At 58.3% G+C, this 18,574-nt stretch carries 17 protein-coding genes and 1 pseudogene; 5 read left to right on the top strand and 13 right to left on the bottom strand.

The window, feature by feature from the left end; genetic code table 11:
- Positions 1-107: 107 nt before the first annotated feature.
- From accB to ACYSMN_RS15520, 10 genes and pseudogenes are all read right to left on the bottom strand, one after another.
- Positions 108-605, bottom strand: coding sequence for an acetyl-CoA carboxylase biotin carboxyl carrier protein (accB, locus tag ACYSMN_RS15565; protein WP_488924891.1), 498 nt, complete (start codon positions 603-605; stop codon positions 108-110).
- A 25-nt stretch (positions 606-630) separates the two neighbouring features.
- A complete protein-coding gene (gene efp / locus ACYSMN_RS15560; RefSeq protein WP_488924827.1) occupies positions 631-1,194 on the bottom strand; it encodes an elongation factor P in 564 nt (187 codons plus the stop codon).
- Positions 1,195-1,301: 107 nt separating this feature from the next.
- Positions 1,302-2,303: a beta-ketoacyl-ACP synthase III gene (locus ACYSMN_RS15555; protein WP_488924826.1), complete on the bottom strand. Its 1,002-nt coding sequence runs from the start codon at positions 2,301-2,303 to the stop codon at positions 1,302-1,304.
- Between the two features lie 57 nt (positions 2,304-2,360).
- Positions 2,361-3,302 carry a phosphate acyltransferase PlsX gene (gene plsX, locus ACYSMN_RS15550; protein ID WP_488924825.1) on the bottom strand — a complete coding sequence of 314 codons (942 nt, stop codon included), beginning with the start codon at positions 3,300-3,302 and terminating at the stop codon, positions 2,361-2,363.
- 147 nt (positions 3,303-3,449) lie between these two features.
- Complete coding sequence (gene rpmF, locus ACYSMN_RS15545; RefSeq protein WP_488924824.1) at positions 3,450-3,677, bottom strand: 50S ribosomal protein L32; 228 nt, start codon at positions 3,675-3,677, stop codon at positions 3,450-3,452.
- 66 nt (positions 3,678-3,743) lie between these two features.
- Entirely contained in the window at positions 3,744-4,301 is a 558-nt protein-coding gene (locus tag ACYSMN_RS15540) for a YceD family protein (RefSeq protein WP_488924823.1), read from the bottom strand.
- 55 nt (positions 4,302-4,356) lie between these two features.
- Positions 4,357-4,725, bottom strand: a complete 369-nt coding sequence (locus ACYSMN_RS15535) for a helix-turn-helix domain-containing protein (protein ID WP_488924822.1) — start codon at positions 4,723-4,725, stop codon at positions 4,357-4,359.
- A gap of 194 nt (positions 4,726-4,919) precedes the next feature.
- Positions 4,920-5,972, bottom strand: coding sequence for a 4-hydroxythreonine-4-phosphate dehydrogenase PdxA (pdxA, locus tag ACYSMN_RS15530; RefSeq protein ID WP_488924821.1), 1,053 nt, complete (start codon positions 5,970-5,972; stop codon positions 4,920-4,922).
- Between the two features lie 167 nt (positions 5,973-6,139).
- Positions 6,140-6,298: pseudogene (locus tag ACYSMN_RS15525) on the bottom strand (four helix bundle protein); the annotation flags it as partial.
- 222 nt (positions 6,299-6,520) lie between these two features.
- Positions 6,521-7,969: a leucyl aminopeptidase family protein gene (locus ACYSMN_RS15520; protein WP_488924820.1), complete on the bottom strand. Its 1,449-nt coding sequence runs from the start codon at positions 7,967-7,969 to the stop codon at positions 6,521-6,523.
- A gap of 338 nt (positions 7,970-8,307) precedes the next feature.
- Between ACYSMN_RS15520 and rsmA the strand changes: the two genes are divergently transcribed.
- The 5 genes from rsmA (at position 8,308) to ACYSMN_RS15495 (ending at position 13,773) form a co-directional block, all read left to right on the top strand.
- Positions 8,308-9,108, top strand: coding sequence for a 16S rRNA (adenine(1518)-N(6)/adenine(1519)-N(6))-dimethyltransferase RsmA (gene rsmA, locus ACYSMN_RS15515; RefSeq protein WP_488924819.1), 801 nt, complete (start codon positions 8,308-8,310; stop codon positions 9,106-9,108).
- Positions 9,109-9,323: 215 nt separating this feature from the next.
- Positions 9,324-10,289 carry an NAD(P)-dependent oxidoreductase gene (locus ACYSMN_RS15510; RefSeq protein WP_488924818.1) on the top strand — a complete coding sequence of 322 codons (966 nt, stop codon included), beginning with the start codon at positions 9,324-9,326 and terminating at the stop codon, positions 10,287-10,289.
- 160 nt (positions 10,290-10,449) lie between these two features.
- Entirely contained in the window at positions 10,450-10,923 is a 474-nt protein-coding gene (gene greA, locus ACYSMN_RS15505; protein ID WP_488924817.1) for a transcription elongation factor GreA, read from the top strand.
- Positions 10,924-11,092: 169 nt separating this feature from the next.
- Positions 11,093-11,959: a nuclease A inhibitor family protein gene (locus ACYSMN_RS15500; protein WP_488924816.1), complete on the top strand. Its 867-nt coding sequence runs from the start codon at positions 11,093-11,095 to the stop codon at positions 11,957-11,959.
- 158 nt (positions 11,960-12,117) lie between these two features.
- Positions 12,118-13,773, top strand: a complete 1,656-nt coding sequence (locus ACYSMN_RS15495; protein WP_488924815.1) for a M28 family peptidase — start codon at positions 12,118-12,120, stop codon at positions 13,771-13,773.
- A gap of 214 nt (positions 13,774-13,987) precedes the next feature.
- Here the strand turns inward: ACYSMN_RS15495 and ACYSMN_RS15490 are convergent, their stop codons facing one another.
- The 3 genes from ACYSMN_RS15490 to ACYSMN_RS15480 all read right to left on the bottom strand — a co-directional run bounded on the left by ACYSMN_RS15490 (position 13,988) and on the right by ACYSMN_RS15480 (position 18,400).
- Complete coding sequence (locus ACYSMN_RS15490; RefSeq protein WP_488924814.1) at positions 13,988-15,040, bottom strand: AI-2E family transporter; 1,053 nt, start codon at positions 15,038-15,040, stop codon at positions 13,988-13,990.
- Between the two features lie 283 nt (positions 15,041-15,323).
- Positions 15,324-16,490 carry an MFS transporter gene (locus ACYSMN_RS15485; RefSeq protein WP_488924813.1) on the bottom strand — a complete coding sequence of 389 codons (1,167 nt, stop codon included), beginning with the start codon at positions 16,488-16,490 and terminating at the stop codon, positions 15,324-15,326.
- Between the two features lie 461 nt (positions 16,491-16,951).
- Entirely contained in the window at positions 16,952-18,400 is a 1,449-nt protein-coding gene (locus ACYSMN_RS15480) for a DNA/RNA non-specific endonuclease (RefSeq protein ID WP_488924812.1), read from the bottom strand.
- Positions 18,401-18,574: the final 174 nt, after the last annotated feature.

Genomic DNA, 18,574 nt, shown 5'->3' with positions numbered 1-18,574 from the left:
AGGTTGGAAGTGAGACGATGAGACATGAGAAACGAGACGTTGAGTGTGTTGGTGCAATCACCTGAACAGTGTCTCACTTCTCATGTCTCATCGTCTCATGTCTCAAATTACATTGGCTCAATCAGGAACAGCGGCTGGTCGTACTCCACAGGGGAGGCGTTTTCTACCAGGGCTTTCACCACGCGGCCGCTCTGCTCAGCTTCAATTTCGTTGAAGAGCTTCATGGCTTCGATGATGCAGATCACCTGGCCTTTCTCTACGAGGTCGCCAACCTGCACGAAAGCCGGCGAGTCGGGGCCACTGCTGCGGTAGAAGGTGCCAATCATCGGGGCTTTCAGCGGCACGTAGTTGCCACCGGCAGCTTCCGTGGCTGCCGGAGTTGGCGCGGCGGCTGGCGTGGCCGTAACGGCAGGGGCCGGTGTAGCAGCGGGTGCGGCGGCTGGCGCGGGAGCAGAGGCGGCGGCCGGAGCCGACATGCTCACTACCGGCTTGTAGCTGGGCTCGCGTTGCACCGAGATTTTGAATTCCTCGGTTTCGATGTTGACTTTGTTCAGTCCCGACTTTGCAATAAAGTCGATGAGGTCCTGGAGTTCCTTGGCTTTCATGGCGGCGTCGGTGTGCTTGCGGTGCTTATTTGACTCTTTCGACATAGGAGTAGTCGCGCGTGTCGACGCGGATTTTCTGGTCCTGATCAATGAACAGGGGCACCTGAATCCGGGCTCCGGTTTCGACAATAGCGGGTTTGAGCGTGTTCGTGGCCGTGTCGCCTTTCAAGCCGGGCTCGGTGTAGGTCACTACTAATTCAACGGTGGTAGGCAGTTCGGCGGTGAGAGGCTGCTCGGTTTCGGCGTGAAAGAGAATGGTGGCTTCCTGGCCTTCCTTCATAAGGTCGGCGAAGGGTACCATAGCTTCCGGCAGCACTACCTGCTCAAAGCTGGCGTTGTCCATGAACGTGTAGCCGTAATCGTCCTTGAACAGATACTGGTGCGGGCGCTGCTCTACGCGGGCGGTTTCTACCTTCACCCCCGCGTTGAACGTGTTGTCAATCACGCGGCCGGTTTTGATGTTGCGGAGCTTGGTGCGCACAAAGGCCGGGCCTTTGCCGGGCTTCACGTGCTGGAATTCGGTGATGACGTGCAACTCGCCGTTGTAGTTCAGAACGAGCCCGTTGCGGAAATCTGCGGTGGTGGCCATGAGAGGAAATTAGTAATTAAGAATTAGCAATTAAGAATTTTGGGCGGTTAGGAAAAAATGCCATTTGTAAAGCGGAGCATAAATTCCTAATTCTCAATTCCTAATTACTAATTAAGCTTCGGGTCGTAAGCCCACTTCACGTACAAAGAGCCCCAGGTGAAGCCCCCGCCGAAAGCGGCCAGAATCAGGTTGTCGCCTTTGTGTAGCTGTTGCTCATAATCGAAGAGGCAGAGGGGAATGGTGGCGTTGGTGGTGTTGCCGTAGCGCTGAATGTTGAGCATCACCTTTTCCGGTCCCACGCCCATGCGGTTGGCTGTGGCATCGATGATGCGCTTGTTGGCTTGGTGCGGCACCAGCCAGGCCACATCGTCGTGGCTGAGGTGGTTGCGCTCCATTACCTGGGCGGCCACGTTGGCCATGTTGGTCACGGCAAATTTGAAAACCGTGGAGCCTTCCTGGTAGATATAATGCTCACGGTTGGTTACCGTTTCGGCGGACGGCGGGCGGCGGCTGCCCCCGGCTTTTTGGTAGAGATACTGCTCGCCGGTGCCGTCCGTGCGCAAAACCTGGTCGAGCACGCCGTAGCCGTCGGTGCTCGGTTCCAGCAGCACAGCGCCCGCGCCGTCGCCGAAGATGATGCAGTTGGCGCGGTCCGTGTAATCAACAATGGCCGACATCTTATCGGCGCCTACCACCACCACTTTGCGGTAAGTGCCCGTCTGGATGTACTGCGCGCCGGTAGCCAGCGCGAACAGAAAACCGGAACAAGCGGCCTGCATGTCGAAGCTGAAGGCTTTGCTGGCACCCACACCCGCCGAGATGATGTTAGCCGTAGCCGGGAACACCAGGTCGGGCGTGGTAGTGGAGCAAATCAGTAGGTCGATATCCTCAGCCTTGGTGCCCGTCTTCTCCAGCAGTTGCTGCACGGCCTTAATGCCCATCACCGAAGTACCTTGGTTTTCGCCCTTTAGAATGCGGCGTTCCTTGATGCCCGTGCGCGTCGTAATCCACTCGTCGGTGGTGTCCACCATCTTTTCGAGTTCCTGATTCGTGAGCACGTAGTCGGGTACGTAGGCACCCACTCCGGTAATGGCGGCAGTGATTTTCATTGACGAAAAGACAGAAAACGCGGCAAGAAAAAATCCGGCCGGGGCCGGACTTAGTCATTAAGACTTGAAGGTATTTTTTATCTGGTCGGCGATACCAGAATGAGCCATTTGATAGCCTTGGAGCAGCATGTTACAAATGGCCTGCGGCGAGCTCACACCATGCCCGATGATGGCATTGTCGTTGATGCCCAGGATGGGAGAACCGCCCACCGCTTCGTAATTGAACTTGTCGAAGAAAGGGTCGTGAATCTGCTTTTCGGCGATGATGTCGTAGATGGACTCGGCCATTTTCAGCATCACGTTGCCGGTATACCCGTCGCAGACAATAACATCGGCCTTGTCGTTGAACAGGTCACGGCCTTCGATATTGCCAATGAAGTGCAGGTGCGGATTCACTTTCAGCAGCTGGTAGGCCGCCTGCGTGGTGGTGGTGCCTTTGCCTTCTTCCTCGCCCAGGTTCATCAGCCCCACCTTGGGAGTGGCGATGCCCAGCACGTATTGCGCGTACAAGGAGCCTAATTCGCCAAACTGTTCGAGCATCTCGGGCTTGCACTCCGCGTTGGCGCCCACATCTAGCAGGATACCCACGCCGCCGTGTTGTTTCGGGACGAAGTTGGCAATAGCCGGGCGCATAACACCCGGTACCGGCTTGACGCTGAACATGGCGCCTACCAGCATGGCGCCGGTGTTACCGGCTGAGCAAAAGGCTTCTACCTCGCCGGCGTGCAGCATCCGGTAGCCGACGGCAATACTGGAATCCTGCTTTTGCTGGTAGGCTTTGGCCGGGTGCTCACCCATGTCAATGGTTTGCGCGGCGTGCACCAGCTCAAGTTGAGCAGCCAGCTCGCCGTGCTGTGCTAGCAGCGGCCGAACGGCTTCTTCCTGGCCAATAAGCACAATCTGGGCTTTGCCAGCCAGCTGCTGGGCGGCCAACACGGCACCATTTACAGCTGCCTGGGGCGCAAAATCGCCCCCCATAGCGTCCAGGGCTATCTTCATGTATGGGGTGTCAAGGAGGAGTCTGGGAGAGATGCCTGCAGAAAAGCTTGCCATTGACACCCAGCTTCCACTCCTAAAATGGAAGGGAAACCGGGCTTACAGACAATACGGAAAGCTTTTCACAGGGAAAGCAGGCCGACGACGCGACTATTCTTCGTCGGTGTCGGCAGCGGCGGCCGGAGCAGCTACGGGAGCGTAGTTCTTGATAGCCACTTTGCCGTGCAGGTACAGGTCGCCATCCACTACGTACGCCTTATGACGCAGGTGCAGCTCGCCGGTATTCTGGCAAAGCGTTACGGCCTTAGGAGTCAGCTTGTAGTGGGTGCGACGCTTGTCGCGGGTAGCGGAGGAGGTCCGGCGCTTAGGATGTGCCATGGTTGAAAAAGGGAATGAAAAAGCAAAGAGAAAATTTACAAAGTCGGGAGCCGGAAGCGCGCGGGGCTAATTGAGGTTGCGGAGCGCGTTCCAGCGGGGGTCGGTGTCCTCGTCGTCATCCTCATCGTCGCCGGGCTGGCGGGTGGTGAAGATGAGCTTGGTTTCGGACTCCGGGTTTTCGTCGGGCTCGTTTAGGAAGCGCGGGTGCAGCTTCTTCATGGGCAGCGCCAGCCCCACGTAATCGAACAAGTGCTGCGCCAAAGGCAGCGTTTGAGTATCCGGGGTGATTTGGAGCACGTTGTCATCCAACTCCATTTCCCGGTCGCCGAAGCGGATGAGCAGTTGCTCGTGGGTGTTTATTTCTTGATCGTAGTCGTCGAGACTCCGGTCACAGACTTGGCGCACGGTGCCGTGCAAGTCAAAGTCGAGGGTGAGCAGACGGTCGGTTTTGTGCAGCGTCACATCGGCGTGCACGTTGCCGTCGGGAATGAGCTGCTGGTCGAACTGCTCGAAAAAAGCACGATCCAGCTCGAACGCGAAATGGTGCGTTTTATCGGCCAGCTTGGCAATATTGATGTCGTATTGCGAGTCCTTCTTCACGGTAAGTTCGTAGCAGGGGGGCAAAAGTAGAAAGATTTCCCCGTTTTGTAAAAGCAGATGGCGAGGTGCGGGCTATACGTCAGGCGTTCTTTAAGATGAAATCGGGCGGAATCCCGAGCCGTTCGTACAGCCGCTTGGCCAAGTCTAGAGTTACGCGGCGCTTGCCGCTTAGGATTTGCGAAAGTCGTCCGGCCGGTACTTCCAATAGCTGAGCTAAATCCTTCTGTTTAAGGCGCATCTGTTGTCGCTTCAGCTCTATCATTTCGGCCAGCGAGGTAGGCAGGTTCGGAATCGGCAGCAGGCCGAGCTTGCCTTCGTAGGTGTCCAGCGCCCCAATCAACTCCCGAAACTCCGCTTCCAACGCCGCGTTGCCCTCAATACCAGCGGCTACCAACGCGTCGAGTCGGCGCAGGGCAGTACGATAATCGGAAGGTGTGAGGAGCATCATGCAGCCAGAATAATGAAAGAGCAAACAATGAAGCCGGCGCGGTTCCATCGTTGGGGGTGCAAACTTAGGGTCATAAGTTCAGAACGACAAATAAAATTTCGATTTCGGAAAGATTCTTTCGATCCGGTAATAAAAACAGCGCCACCACCTTAGTAGGTAGCGGCGCCAACCATGTAAACAACAAACTGTATAGGTTACTCGTGACGACCACCGCGCAATGGCGGGCCCGGAATGAGCGGCTTGATTCCGGCTAGCATCTTCCGTTGACGCACGAGCTGGCAGGCGAGGTAGAGCGCCTCCCGGAACGACGTTTCGTCGGCTTTATACTGTCCAGCTAGCCCATAGGCTGTGCCGTGGTCGGGAGAGGTGCGAATGACGGAAAGGCCGGCCGTGAAGTTCACTCCTCGCTCGAAAGCCAGGGTTTTAAACGGAATGAGGCCTTGGTCGTGGTAGAGGGAAAGCGTGGCATCGAACTGCCGATACTGGGCGGTACCGAAGTAGCCATCGGCGGGATAGGGGCCGTACACAAGGTGGCCATCCTGGAGCAACTGCTGAATTACGGGCGTTACGATACCTTGCTCCTCGGTGCCTAGAAGGCCGTTTTCACCAGCGTGCGGGTTGAGGCCGAGCACCGCCACGCGCGGTTTCTCAATGCCGAAATCCTGCTTCAAGGACTTCAGTAAAATCCGCAGTTTGGTGGTGAGTAGCTCTTTCGTGACGCGGCCGGGCACATCTTTGAGTGGAATGTGGCCCGTAGCCGTAGCTACGCGCAAATCCTCGCTGGTGAGTAGCATTAGGCTTTCTCTCGCCTCGAAGAACGAAGTCAGGAATTCAGTGTGGCCGGGGTAGCGGAAGTCGTCGGCTTGGGTGTTTTCCTTGCTGATGGGCGCAGTGACGAGGCCATCGAGCAAGCCGGCTTTCAGGTCACGAGCGGCGGCCAGCAGGCTAAGGCGGGCGGCGGTGCCACTGGCTTCGCTCGGCTGGCCGGGCGTAAGATGAAAATCTTCTTCCCAGCACGTAACGGCGTTGTGCTTGCCGGGCGCAATATCGGCGGCTTCGCGCACCTGCCGGAACGTGAGCGGCTCACTGCCTTGTGGTACTGGGAATTCGTCGAAAAGCACAGCGGCCGTGCCATATACCACTGGCGTGCAGAACTTAAGCAGACGATGGTCGAGAAAGGTTTTATAGATGATTTCCGGTCCGATGCCGGCTAAATCGCCGACGGAAATGCCAATGCGTGGGAGCATGAGTTGGTGCTTAGTTGGTAGTGCTTGGTGCCTAGTGCTTGGTGTTTTGCTTGTGCTTGGTGTTAGTTGCTGAGCTTGGCTTTGTGATGGTTTATGAAGCCGTGAAGCAGCTTTTTACATTCACTGATTTGCCCAAGTGCATCGTCTAATTTTTCTGCTGGCAAAAATCACTGATCAAAGCTTATGTACAATTGCGTTTCCAACTCATACAACGAGCCTCGGGCAATGTATAAGAAATTGACAGTGTCTTTTGCATATTGTCGGCCACAGCCTTCCGCAATGTTAGAGGGCACGGAAACGGCACATCTACGAATCTGACTAGTAAGACCAAAAACCTCTCGCTAGGGAAAATCTTGGCTCAGCTGATATACGACGTTGGCCAACTGACGACTTTTCTGCCAAACCAACAAATCAGTATAAGACCGACTCTCCATGAGATTTAGTGCTTGGTGCTTAGTTGGTAGTGCTTAGAATTTCGGGTTTAGGTCATAGTGTCTTGTACAATATGAGCAAGTGCTAAGCACTAAGCACCAGGCACTAAAAAGGCGCTAAAGACGACTCACTAGAAACTCGTAGGTGAGGCGGACGGCGGTGCCGGTGCCACCTTTGCCACGGTAGGAGTCGGGGGCGGTGAGGAAGGCGGGGCCAGCAATGTCGAAGTGGACCCAGGGGTAGCCTTCGGTAAAACGCTCCAGGAATTTGCCCGCTGAAATGGCCCCAGCTTCGGCTTTACCGAGGTTGTTGATGTCGGCAATGTCGGATTTGATGTGGTCCGCGTACTCATCCCAGAGCGGAAACTCCACCAGCCGTTCGTGCGTGCGCCGGCCGGCTTTCTTCAACTCACTAAGCACATCTTCTTCAGCGGTGCCCATGCATACAATGCCTTCTTTGCCGATGGCGCGGGCCGCCGAGCCGGTGAGCGTAGCGAAGTCAAGCACTAATTCGGGACCATACTTTTTGGCGAAGGCCAGCGCATCGCCGAGCAGCAGGCGGCCTTCGGCATCGGTGTTTTGTACTTCCACGGTGAGGCCGCTGTACATCGTGATGACGTCGCCGGGGGCGAAGGCGAGGCCGCCGGGGCGGTTGTCGGTGGCGGGCACGAGGCCGATGACGTGCAGGGGAACCCGGTTTTTAGCCAGCGCGTAGAGCGTGCCCACCACCACTGCGCCGCCGGCCATGTCGCACTTCATCATGTCCATGCTGCCGGGCGTGGGCTTCAGGCTCAGGCCGCCGGTGTCGAACACCACGCCTTTGCCGACCAGCACGTACGGCTTGGTATTGCGGGCGCCTTCGGGCTTATATTCCATGATGGTGAACGTGGGCGGCTCGGGGCTACCCTGGTTCACGGCCAGCAGGCCGCCCATACGCAGCGCCTCAATCCGCACCAGATCCAGAATTTCGGTGTGGAAACCCGCTTCTTCGCCTGCCGCGGCCATGCGCTCCGCAAATTGCGTGGCGTTGAGCTTGTTGAGCGGGGCATTCACTAAGTCGCGGGCCAGAAACACACCTTGCAGCACGCCTTCCAACTCCCGCACTTGTTCGGCGGTGACGTCGGCACTCACTAGCGTGAGCTGCGTCAGGTCCGGGGCGGCTTTCGACTTCTCATCCGTTTTATAGCCCTCGAACTGGTAGGCCGTTAGGGCCAGGCCCTCGGCCAGAGGCAGAGCCCCGGCGCTGGTCAGGTCGCACACGAACAGTTCCCGCACCTTATCGGCTTTAAGCAGGGAGTGGAGCTGATGGCCGCTTTTGCGCAGAGCTTCGGCCGTGAGTTCGGGCGTCTTTTTTTCGGCGGCCACCACGTAATAATGGTGGTGCGAGTAGTGGTTGACGCGGATAAGCTTGTTGTCGGCGGCCAGCTGCTCGACTACGTAGCGGCGGGCGGCTTCCGCGAGGTCGGCGCCGGCTAAGACGGGCAGCTCGGTGGTGCCGGCGGGCAGGATGAACACGGTGTCGGCCGTGGATGGGAAGTCGGCGGCGTGGGCTAGTTGGAGCGGCATAGGGGGCAATGAGTAATGGGGGCAAAGCTACGAAGCAGGCTGTCGAGCTACATTCAGCGACGGCAGGCGTACCTTTGGGCCGTGAAGGTAGCCCTTTTGGGGAAGTGCTTTATAGAGAAGTGAGAGTTGAGAAGCGAGAAGGTAGACTTTCGTTCTGGCGGCTGCTTTTTCCTCACTTCGGCATCGCATCCGGGGCCGTACATCCTCAAGTATAAGGTGTATAGACAAGTAGCTTCTCGTTTCGCATCATATCTTATTTAGATGCCGCTGACTCGACTAGTTCTTCAACTTCTACCCTCTCCGTTCTAACTTCTCCGCTCTAAGCTCTCATTCCCCGCATGGATTCCGTCAAAGCCAAAAAGCACCTGGGCCAGCATTTTCTGGCCGAACCCAATATTGCCCGCAAGATTGTGGAGGCGCTGCGGCTACCCGACGGCGTGACGGAAGTACTGGAAATAGGGCCGGGTATGGGCGTTCTGACGGAGACGCTGCTGCAAAACCCTGCCTACCGCACATCGGTAGTAGAAATTGACCGAGAATCGGTGGAGTATCTGAGCAAGCATTTTCCAGCGCTGGATGGGCGCATTTACTCGCAAGATTTTCTGAAGATGGACTTGGGCAAGCTCTACAACGGGCAGCCTATCAGCATCATCGGCAATTTTCCCTACAACATCAGCAGCCAGATTTACTTCCAGGTGCTGGCCCACCGCGGGCAGGTGCGCGAGGTAGTGGGCATGATTCAGAAGGAAGTGGCCGACCGGCTGGCCGAAGGCCCCGGCTCCAAAACCTATGGTATTCTAAGTGTGCTGCTGCAAGCTTACTACACCATCGAGTACCTGTTCACGGTGCCGCCGCACGTGTTCAACCCGCCGCCCAAAGTGCAGTCGGCCGTTATTCGGCTCACCCGCAACACCACCGAGCGGCTAGACTGCGACGAGCAGCTCTTCTTTAAAGTGGTGAAACAGGCCTTCTCGACCCGCCGCAAAACCCTACGCAACGCGCTGAAGCCCTTCGGAATGCCCGCTGAAGCTACCACCGAACCCCTCTTCGACAAACGCGCCGAACAGCTCAGCGTGGCTGATTTCGTGAGCCTGACGCAACTGGTTGGGAGGGAGTTAGGAATGAAGAATGAGGAATGAAGAAGTATGGCCGCTCCGGTCTGCCCGCTTTTCGCGGGCTGAACGGTCGCCGCTTGCTGACATTGTTTGTCTGCTCGGTGCAGTGACACCTTTACAATTCCTCATTCTTCATTCAGAACTAACAAGCGGTGCGCCCTTCGACCGGTCAGCCCGCTGAAAAAGCGGACAGACCGGGACGTTCATAATTCCTCATTCAGAATTCATAATTCGAAAAGATGTCTCTCTGTCTTGCTATTGACGATATGCACCCTAGCCTGCCCGACTACATGCGGGACATTGGGGTGCAGCTCCATTACCGCCCCGATTTGACGGCGGCAGAAGTGCCGGCCGCGCTGGCCGCGCACCCCTATGAGGGTCTGATGGTGCGCTCGAAGCTGCGCGTTACGGCGGAGCTGCTACGCCACGGGCCGCAGCTGCGCTACGTGGCCCGGGCCGGAGCGGGCGTTGATAACATTGATGAGGCAGCAATGGCCGCCGCTGGTGTTACGCTACTGAACGCGCCGGAAGGCAACCGCGACGCCGTGGGCGAATACGCCGTGGGGCTGCTGCTGGCTCTGTTTCGCAACATCGTGCGCGCCGACCAGGAAGTGCGCGCCGGGCAGTGGCGGCGCGAGGCTAACCGGGGCGAGGAAATCGGAGGCAAAACCATTGGCCTGCTCGGCTACGGGCATATGGGCCGCGCCTTCGCTCGGCGTCTCAACGCCTTCGGCTGTACCGTGCTGGCCCACGACCATGACGTTTCTGTAGTCGCCGACCACCACGCTACGCTGGTGAGCTTGGCCGAATTGCAGGCGCGGGCCGAAGTGCTGAGTATTCATATTCCATACTCGGCCGCGAATCATCATTTCGTGAATGAATCGTTGCTGCTGGGTTTCCACAACCCCATTTGGCTGCTCAATACGGCAAGGGGCGAAGTACTCGACCACGCCGCGCTAGTGCAGAGCTTGCGCAGTGGCCAAGTGCGCGGGGCCGCCCTCGACGTACTGGAAAACGAAAAGCTAAGCAGCCTCAACACGGAGCAACAAGCTCGTTTCGACTACCTGCGGAGCGCGCCCAACGTGGTGCTTTCGCCGCACGTGGGTGGCTGGAGCTTTCAGTCGTACCAGCGCATCAATGAGGTGCTGGCGCAGAAAATAGGAGCCTTTCTGCGCCGCGATACCAATGCGCTAACGCGCAGGTAGCGCGCGGTTTGCCGCCGCTTCGGCGTGGAGCGACTCGCAAAACCCTGCGTTTGGGGCTGGCATCATTCGCGGCAGGTTCGTATATTTGTCCTGAACCAGTGTTGGAGAACGGTCGGCGTCGCCGACCGTTCTCCTTGTTTTTTAGCTTACCCCAACCCCCATGGCCACCATCAACTATTATACCTCCGAGGGCCTGCAAAAACTCAAGGACGAACTGCAGGATCTCAAAATCCGCGGCCGGGCCGAGGCCGCCGAAGCGTTGCGCGAAGCCCGTGACAAAGGCGACTTGAGCGAAAACGCGGAGTACGACGCGGCCAAGGAAGCCCAAGGCTTGCTGGAACTGAAAATCTCCAAGCTGGAAGAAGTGGTCGGCAATGCCCGGGTGCTGGACGAGACGAACCTGGACACCACCAAAGTGCTCATCATGAGCAAAGTGAAGCTCAAGAACCTGAAGAATAACATGGTACTCGACTACACGTTGGTGGCCGAGGAAGAAGCCAATCTGGCCGCCGGCAAAATCTCCGTGAAGTCGCCCATCGGCAAAGGCTTGCTGGGCAAGTCGGCCGGCGATACGGCGGAAATCACGGTGCCGGCGGGCAAGCTGCAATTCGAGATTCTCGAAATCAGCCGGTAGGCTTGATTGCTAGATAGTTGCCGGTTGATAGTTTTCAGTTGTTGGGGCAGTACCTGCGGGTGCTGCCCCTTCGCTTTGTGGCGGCTAGCCAGTGCAGGTTCAGCCGCTGTGGCCCAGTTCTCGTTTATTTGTTTCGACAACTAGCAACTCACAACCTACAACTGCATTCATGGCTTCCATTTTCTCACGCATCGTGGCGGGTGAGCTGCCCGCTTATAAAGTCGCCGAGGATGAGCACCATTTGGCGTTTCTTGATATCACGCCGCTAGTGGAAGGCCACACGCTGGTCATTCCAAAGCGCGAGGTAGACTACATTTTCGATTTGCCGGCCGAGGAACTCGCGGCGCTGCATCAGTTTGCGCAGCGCGTGGCGAAAGGCGTGCAAGCCGCCGTGCCGTGCCGCCGCATAGGCGTGGCCGTTATCGGACTGGAAGTGCCCCACGCCCACATTCACCTCATTCCGATGAACAAGGTGGCGGACATGAACTTCGCTAACCCGAAAATAAAGGTGGCCGAAGCCCGAATGAAGGAGCTAGCCGCCGCCATTGCCGCGCACGTGCCCGGTGGAAAATCGGGCAAAGGGACCGTCAAGCCTCACGATACCAAAGGCGGCAAGAAAGCCGAAGAAGCCAAACCCGGCGACAACGATACCGTGACGGAGCAGCTGCGGCAACTCACCCAAGGCTTGTTCTTCGTGAGTGAGTCGGAGGCGCCGCTGGAGCCGGTGAGCTATGCCGCTCCAGCCGGGGCGCTGACGGATGCCGCACTGTTGAAGCTGGTGGGCGAGCCAGCTGGCACCCAAGTGGAAACGCAGGAGCTGACCTATTTCCTGCGCAATCACACTGCCGATGATGGAGTACTCGGCGACCCGCAATTGGCTAATCGTTTTAAAGCCTTGCAGATGTTTCTGAAGCAGGAATTGCAGGATGTGAAAGTGTACCGCGTAGGCACTGGCCCACAGATACACGCCTACGCGCTCGGCAAGACTGAAGATGGCAAGCTGGCGGGCTTCAAAACCGTGCTAACGGAGACTTAAGATGTGCTGTAGCACGGGCTTCAGCCCGTAGCTCTAATCGGCCGCGCATTTTGCCGCACTGCCAGAAGCTACGGGCTGAAGCCCATGCCACATGCTATACTATTGTGGTGCCGCAATCAAAAAGGCGGCACCACTTTTTTGTCAACTGACTTACTGCAATGTTTCTGCGTTTTCTTCTTCTAAAAACTACTCTCTTCGGCCTGGTCTTGACTGGCTACACGGCGTTAGGCCAAGCGGCTACGTCGTTGACCAAGCCGCTGCAAAAAGCCTTGTCTAGTGTCAGTCCCGCCAACTATAAGAGTCACGTGCAGTACCTTGCCGATGATAAGCTGCAGGGGCGGCAGCCGGGCACGGCGGGCTATCAACTGGCCGTCGATTACGTGGTGGCGCAGCTGCAAAAGCGGGGCGTGCAGCCAGCCGGCGAAAACGGTACTTTCCTACAAACCGTACGGCTGCGGCGGGCCTTCGTGGAGCCCAATGCTACGCTGCGGTTGTTGCCCGCTGCTGGTACAACAGCGTTTATTTACGGGTCAGATTTCACTTTCTATCCGAATCCAGCCGAAGCTACCACCGAAGTGGAGGCGGGGCTGGTATTCGCCGGTTTCGGCATCAGCGCCCCGGAGCTGGGCTACGACGACTATGCTGGCCTCGACGCGCGGGGCAAGATTGTGGTGGTGGCGCGTCAGGAACCCAAGCAGTTTCCTGACGCCGTGCGTCTGTATAATACCGACGTGCTTACCGTGCTGCAAACTGCCGCCCGCCACGGCGCGGTAGGCGTGTTGTTGGCCGCGCCCAAACCCGCTGCCAAGCTGCCCGAACCAACCAAGGGCCTGGTGAGCGTGCTGGGGTCCGATGGCCGCGTAGCCGTATCGCGCACGTACGATCCGCAGATTAAGCTAGTAGGATTTGTTAGCTCCAGCACGCTACTCCAGCTATTCGCGGGAGCCGCCACCGACACCACCCGCGCCCTGGCCGCGTTGCGGACTGGGAAGCCAGCATCGGTGGAACTGCGGCCCCGGCTGGCCGCGCGGTTGCGCAGCCGCTACCAAGACGTGGACAGCTACAACGTAGTGGGTAAAATCGAAGGGGCCGACCCGCAACTGCGCAACGAGTACGTGGTGCACACCGCCCACCTCGACCACCTTGGCATAGGTGCTCCCGTGGCCGGCGACTCCATCTACAACGGGGCCCACGACAACGCCACCGGCGTGGCCACGCTGCTCGAAATAGCCGGCGTGTATCAGCAACTCAAACCGGCTCAACGGCCCAAACGCTCGGTGCTTATCACGATGGTGACAGGAGAGGAGCTGGGCTTGCTGGGTTCGGCGTATTTCGCCCGCAATCCTACGGTGCCGAAGTCGCAACTGGTGGCCAACGTGAATACCGATATGCCCACCATCATTGCGCCGCTGCTGTCGGTGGTGGCGTTGGGGGCGGAAAATTCTTCTCTGGCCGCGCCCGTGGCTGAAGCCACGCAGGCGCTGGGCCTCACGGTAGAAGCCGACCCCGAACCAGCGCAGAACCGGTTCATTCGCTCCGACCAGTACAGCTTCGTGACGCAGAGTATTCCGGCGCTACACATCAAATACGGCAACAAAACTGCCGACGGCCGCAATAATCTGAGCGAGCAGGTGCAGAAGTGGCGTGCCATCACCTACCACAAACCCCAGGACGATATTAACGGGCAGTTCGACTTTGAAGCAGGCCAGAAATACGCCCAGCTTAACTTCCTGATCGGCTACCTGGTGGCCAACAACCCTGTGCGCCCAACCTGGAACCCCGGTAATTTCTTCGGCGAGCGGTTCAGCAAGTAGAAGGATGGTTTGAGTGAGGCTTGAGGCGAGGAGCCGTGCGTGGCCTTAGCGGCAAGTAGCAAATTCACAAATGGCCGCCCGCTGGGGCTCATAGGAGGCCATTTGTGAATCTAGTTTTTGAGAGTGGATGCGGACTGACACCTTATTAAAGAAGTCAGCTAGCGTGGAAAGCTAACGGAAGAGGGCTACGGACTGAAGTCCGTGCCACAGGGGGTCAGGTATCGGATGCTGCGGATGCTTCCGTAATGCGGCGAAGGCGGTTTTCGCGCTCGAACACGCGCATTAGCACAATGAAATAGGAGAGCAGCAACGGGCCGAGCACCAGACCGAGGATGCCGAAAATATCGACACCTAGGATGACGCCGGCTAGGGTGATGAGCGGGTGAATGTCGCCGATGCGACGGGCCAGCACGATGCGCAGCAGGTTGTCGATGTTCATGATGACGATGACGCCGACAATGAGAATGCCCACGCCCTGGCCGGTGTGGCCCTGCGTGAGTTTGAGGATGGCGGCTGGCGCCCACACCAGCGGCGTGCCCAGCAGCGGAATAAAGGCCAGGAAAAACGACACCATGCCCCAGAATAGCGCATCGGGCACGTGAAAAATCCAGAGCGTCAGCCCAGTCAGAATGGCTTGAATCAGCGAAATAAGGGCCTGGCCGAGCACGTTGGCTTGCACGGTGTTACGGAGTGAGTCGCCTAACTCAACTAAGGTTTTCTCACGGAAAGGTAGATAGCGGCGCAGGCCGATCCTGAAGGCTTCTTCCTGCGTGAACATAAAGTACAGCGTGAAGAGCATCAAGCCAATAACGACCGTGAAATGCAGCAGGCCGGTGGCCAACGACGGTAGGCGTTGACTCAGCCAGCCTACGCCCTGCTGCACCAAGGAGCGCACGTTCTGCTCGGCCGTAAACGTGTAGCCGATTTTGCGCTCTACGGCGTGCAGGACCGTCATGATCTGGCTGGTATCCGTGTTGAGAGCGTAGAAGCGAATACGGTTTATCAGCATCAGACTCAATGCCGTGAAGGGTAGGATGATGACTACCAGCGCGAATACTAGCAGCCCGATGGTTACGGCCTGCTGGTTCCAACCCCGGCGGTGCACCAGTGCCGTGAACCACGGCCGGAACACCACATACAAAATACCCGCGCCCAGAAATCCGGTGGTGTAGCTGCCGAGTCCAAACAACACGAGGCCAGCCAATACCAGCAGGCAAACAATGAGCAGCACGTACTGCTGGCGAGGCGTGTAAATAGTATCGGCCATAGCGGTGGGACTGGTGGAGCGGTGGGTGAGAAGGCAAAGGTACTCGTCAGCCAGAGCCGCGCGAAGAACCTTTTTCGTTTGCAGAAGCTATTTATCTACTTCTCGCTCTAGCGGCGACATAAGATCCTACGCGTGGCCCAGGATAGCAAGTAGTTCATGGCTCGGTTACTTCAGCGGATGCCGCCTCCTGAACCTCGTGAACAATAGACCATAATCGAGCTATTGCTATAAGCCGTCAGGCTCTATTTGCCGGAACTGAGTCCAACTTCTCATCTCTCACTACTTACTCCACCCGCGCCCGGCTAGCTAGCACCGCGATACCTATTCCCAGGCAAGCAATGAGCGCAAAAGAAACCCGCAGACTGCTGGCTCCCGCTACCAGCCCAATCAGTGGCGGCCCGAGCAGGAAACCAGCGAAACCTACCGTCGAAACGGCGGTCAGCGCCATGCCCGGCGACATGACGGTGGAGCGGCCCGCGGCTCCATACACCAGCGGCACCACCGACGACACACCCACGCCCACCAGCATAAACCCCGCCGTAGCGGGCCCCAGCGTAGGCAATGCCACGGCCAGTAGCAACCCAGTCGCCGTGAGCAAGCCGCTGAGTTGTAGGGTGCGGCGGCGCCCAAAACGGTCCGTAAACCAATCGGCAACGAAGCGGCCGGCGGCCATGGTGCTCATGAAGGCGGTGAAGCCCACGCCCGCCCAGGCATTTTGCGCGCGCACCACCTTGCTGAAGTACACGCCACTCCAATCGAACATCGTACCCTCGCAAAGCAGCGAGCAGAAAGCCAGCATCCCGAGCAGCAGCAACGATTTATCGGGCAGCACAAAAAGGGGCTGATTGGAATCGCGGCCCGCGTCGGCGGGGAGCAGGTAGGGGCGCATCAGCAGCACACCTAGCGCCACGAGGCTGGTCATGAGGGCGAAATGAGGTAGAGGAGCTATACCCTTGCCGATCATAAAGGTCCCAATAGCCGCGCCCACGAAACCCGCCAAGCTCCAAATGCCGTGAAACGAGGCCATAATGGACTTGTCGTAAAGAGCTTCCACGCCAACGGCTTGGGTGTTGACGCTGATGTTGGCCATGTTGCTGGCCAGACCGAACAAGGCCAAGCCACCCATGAGCTGGGTGGTAGTTTGCGCCATGCCGAGAAACGGCAGCACGGTAGCATATAACAGTACGCTCAACACAGTAAGCGGCTTGCTACCGTAGCGCGATACGGCCCAGCCACTAAGCGGCAACGACAGCAGCAGACCTGCTGGCACGGCCAGTAGCACGCCGCCCAGCTCCGTATCGGTGAGGCCCAGGCGCTGCTGCACCGTGGGAATGCGCGCGGCCCAGGAAGAGAAGCACAAGCCTTGCAGGAAGAAGGAAGTACCCACTGCCAGCCGGTGCACGCGGCGCGGAACAGCAGGTGGCGAAGGATGAGTGGCGTAGGTTGGCATAAATCAATAGGTGACGCGGGCTAGTTTGAGGCTCGCGTCATGAGTCAAAAAAAAGCCCATAATGCTCCTGAGTAGGGCATAATGGGCGGGATGAAAAGGCAGAGGAGCGGCATGTTCCGCGCCGGGCGCGGAACATGGCAAAGGTACGCCAGGCCGGCGAATTAGTTCTGGTTCAGTTTGTTGCTGGCGTTTTTAGAACTAGTGCTAAGTAAGGTTAGAATTAGCTCCCCTCCTTTTTTAAGGAGGAGTTGGGGGTGGTTGATAATCGTTGTTTATCCTAATTCGGCAAAGGTAGTAGCACGTGAGATACTTCACTCAGCATGACTGTCTGGTTAAACAACATCAGCAATGGGTTAACCACCCTGGCCTGCGGCCACCCCTCCTTGAGAAAAGGAGGGGAGCTAGCTTACTCTAGGTCTAATCTTTAGTTCTGGCCTTGATCTGGCCTCGCTAATGGCCCCTCACCGCACTGGCCCAGCATCTACCGTCTTCTGCAAGCGAGTCTGCACGTCAACAGGGAGCTTGCTGAGCAGGTCGAGGCCGGTGGCGGCTTCGATGGCGTCGACGGATACGCGGTAGCGGCTCCAGTCGGGACTGACGGACTGGTCGTTGGGGGTATCGACGGCGAGGATGCGGGCCTGGCCGGCGGCAATTCGCTGGAGGTCGTTAGAACCTTCGGGCAGGATGACAAGCACCTTCCAGACGCGGGCCGGCACCGTGACGCGGCCTTGGTCGAGGATGGTTTTGAGGCCGTTGAGGCCGGTACCGCCCTTGCCGTAGCTGCCCATAATAACGTACACTTCCCGGCCGCCTCGCACCTGCTCGCGGGTCCATTCTTCGAGGCCGCTCCAGGTGCGCTGGTTGTTGTTGGGGGCCTGCGGAATCATGTTGCTCATGAGGAAGGTGGCCGAGTTGTCGTCGAGGTCGGTGGTGCGGTCGGCGCTAGGGCAGTTGTGGCCTTTATCGAAGCCAGAGCCGGAGTAAGAGCCGCGCGAAACCGGGTAGAACTCGCGGGGCAGGGCCGGGTCGGGGCGAAAGTCGTCCTGGCGCGGGGCGGCCCCCATCCAGGCGCGGTTGAGGTGCCAGCTCACCCAGGTAGGCGTGCCCCGCTGCGCGTTGTAGCCGATAGTGAACTGAGGCTTGATAAGCAGGTAGTTGGTAGGGGTGTTGACGTCAGTGGTGGCGCCGCTGGGGTTGCCGAGGGCCATATTGTCGTCGCGGCTCGTAACGATGGCGTCGGCTTGGCGGGTGGTGGCGGGGGGCAGGCTGGAGGAAGCGGGTGCCGTTTTAGTAGTTGGCACGGCGGGTTGCGCTGCCGAACCGCCGGTGGTTTCCAGGGCTATATCATCCAGGTTGAGGCGGCCTTTGCCAGTATCGGTTTTGCGGATTTCGAGGCGGAAGGTGCCGGGCGCATCGTTTTGGAAGGTAGTCGTGGTGAGGCGGGGACCTTGGGTGCGTACTGGCTGCCCAAGGCGGCGGAAGGTACGGCCTCCGTCGGTGCTACTCCACAGCTCCCAGGTACTGGCGGGGTCGGTGCCGTAGGCGGCGCTCTTCACGCGAATGGTGCGCACGCTGGCCGGGGCGTTGAAGTTCATGCGCAAGCGGCCCTGGCCACGCAGGCGGGCGGCGTGCTGACCGTTTTTGTGGTCTTGGTCGGAGGAGCCAATCAATGCATCCACGAAGTGCCAGGAGCCTGTGCCCAGGGTTTCGTCGGCTTCGGCGTAAGCGCCTTTCTCACTAGCCTCGAAGGTTTCCAGAATGTCGCCGGGCGTCTGGGTGGCTTCCGCGCCGCTGGCGGGCCGAACCGGAATGGCGGGTGGCCCGTCGGGCAGCGGGGTGCGGGTGGTTTCGGGTTGTGGCCCAGTACAAGAGAACAGGGATAGCAAAAGGGTAGTCAGAAAGCGCAGCATACAGGCAAGATAGGGAGCGGTTGGGCAACCTCAATTTTCGGGTTGGAGCTTGGGGGCTGGAGTGGGGCGCGCCTTATTGAACAATGTCGGGGTGGCGCGGGAGTCAGCAACGATGCGCGAAGCGGGAGCTTCACGCTACTTCTTATGCCAGTCCGGGTAGCAAACGGCATGAGG

The organism is Hymenobacter sp. M1-2 (genome assembly GCF_057808495.1).
This window is presented reverse-complemented; position numbering and strand designations above follow the sequence as displayed.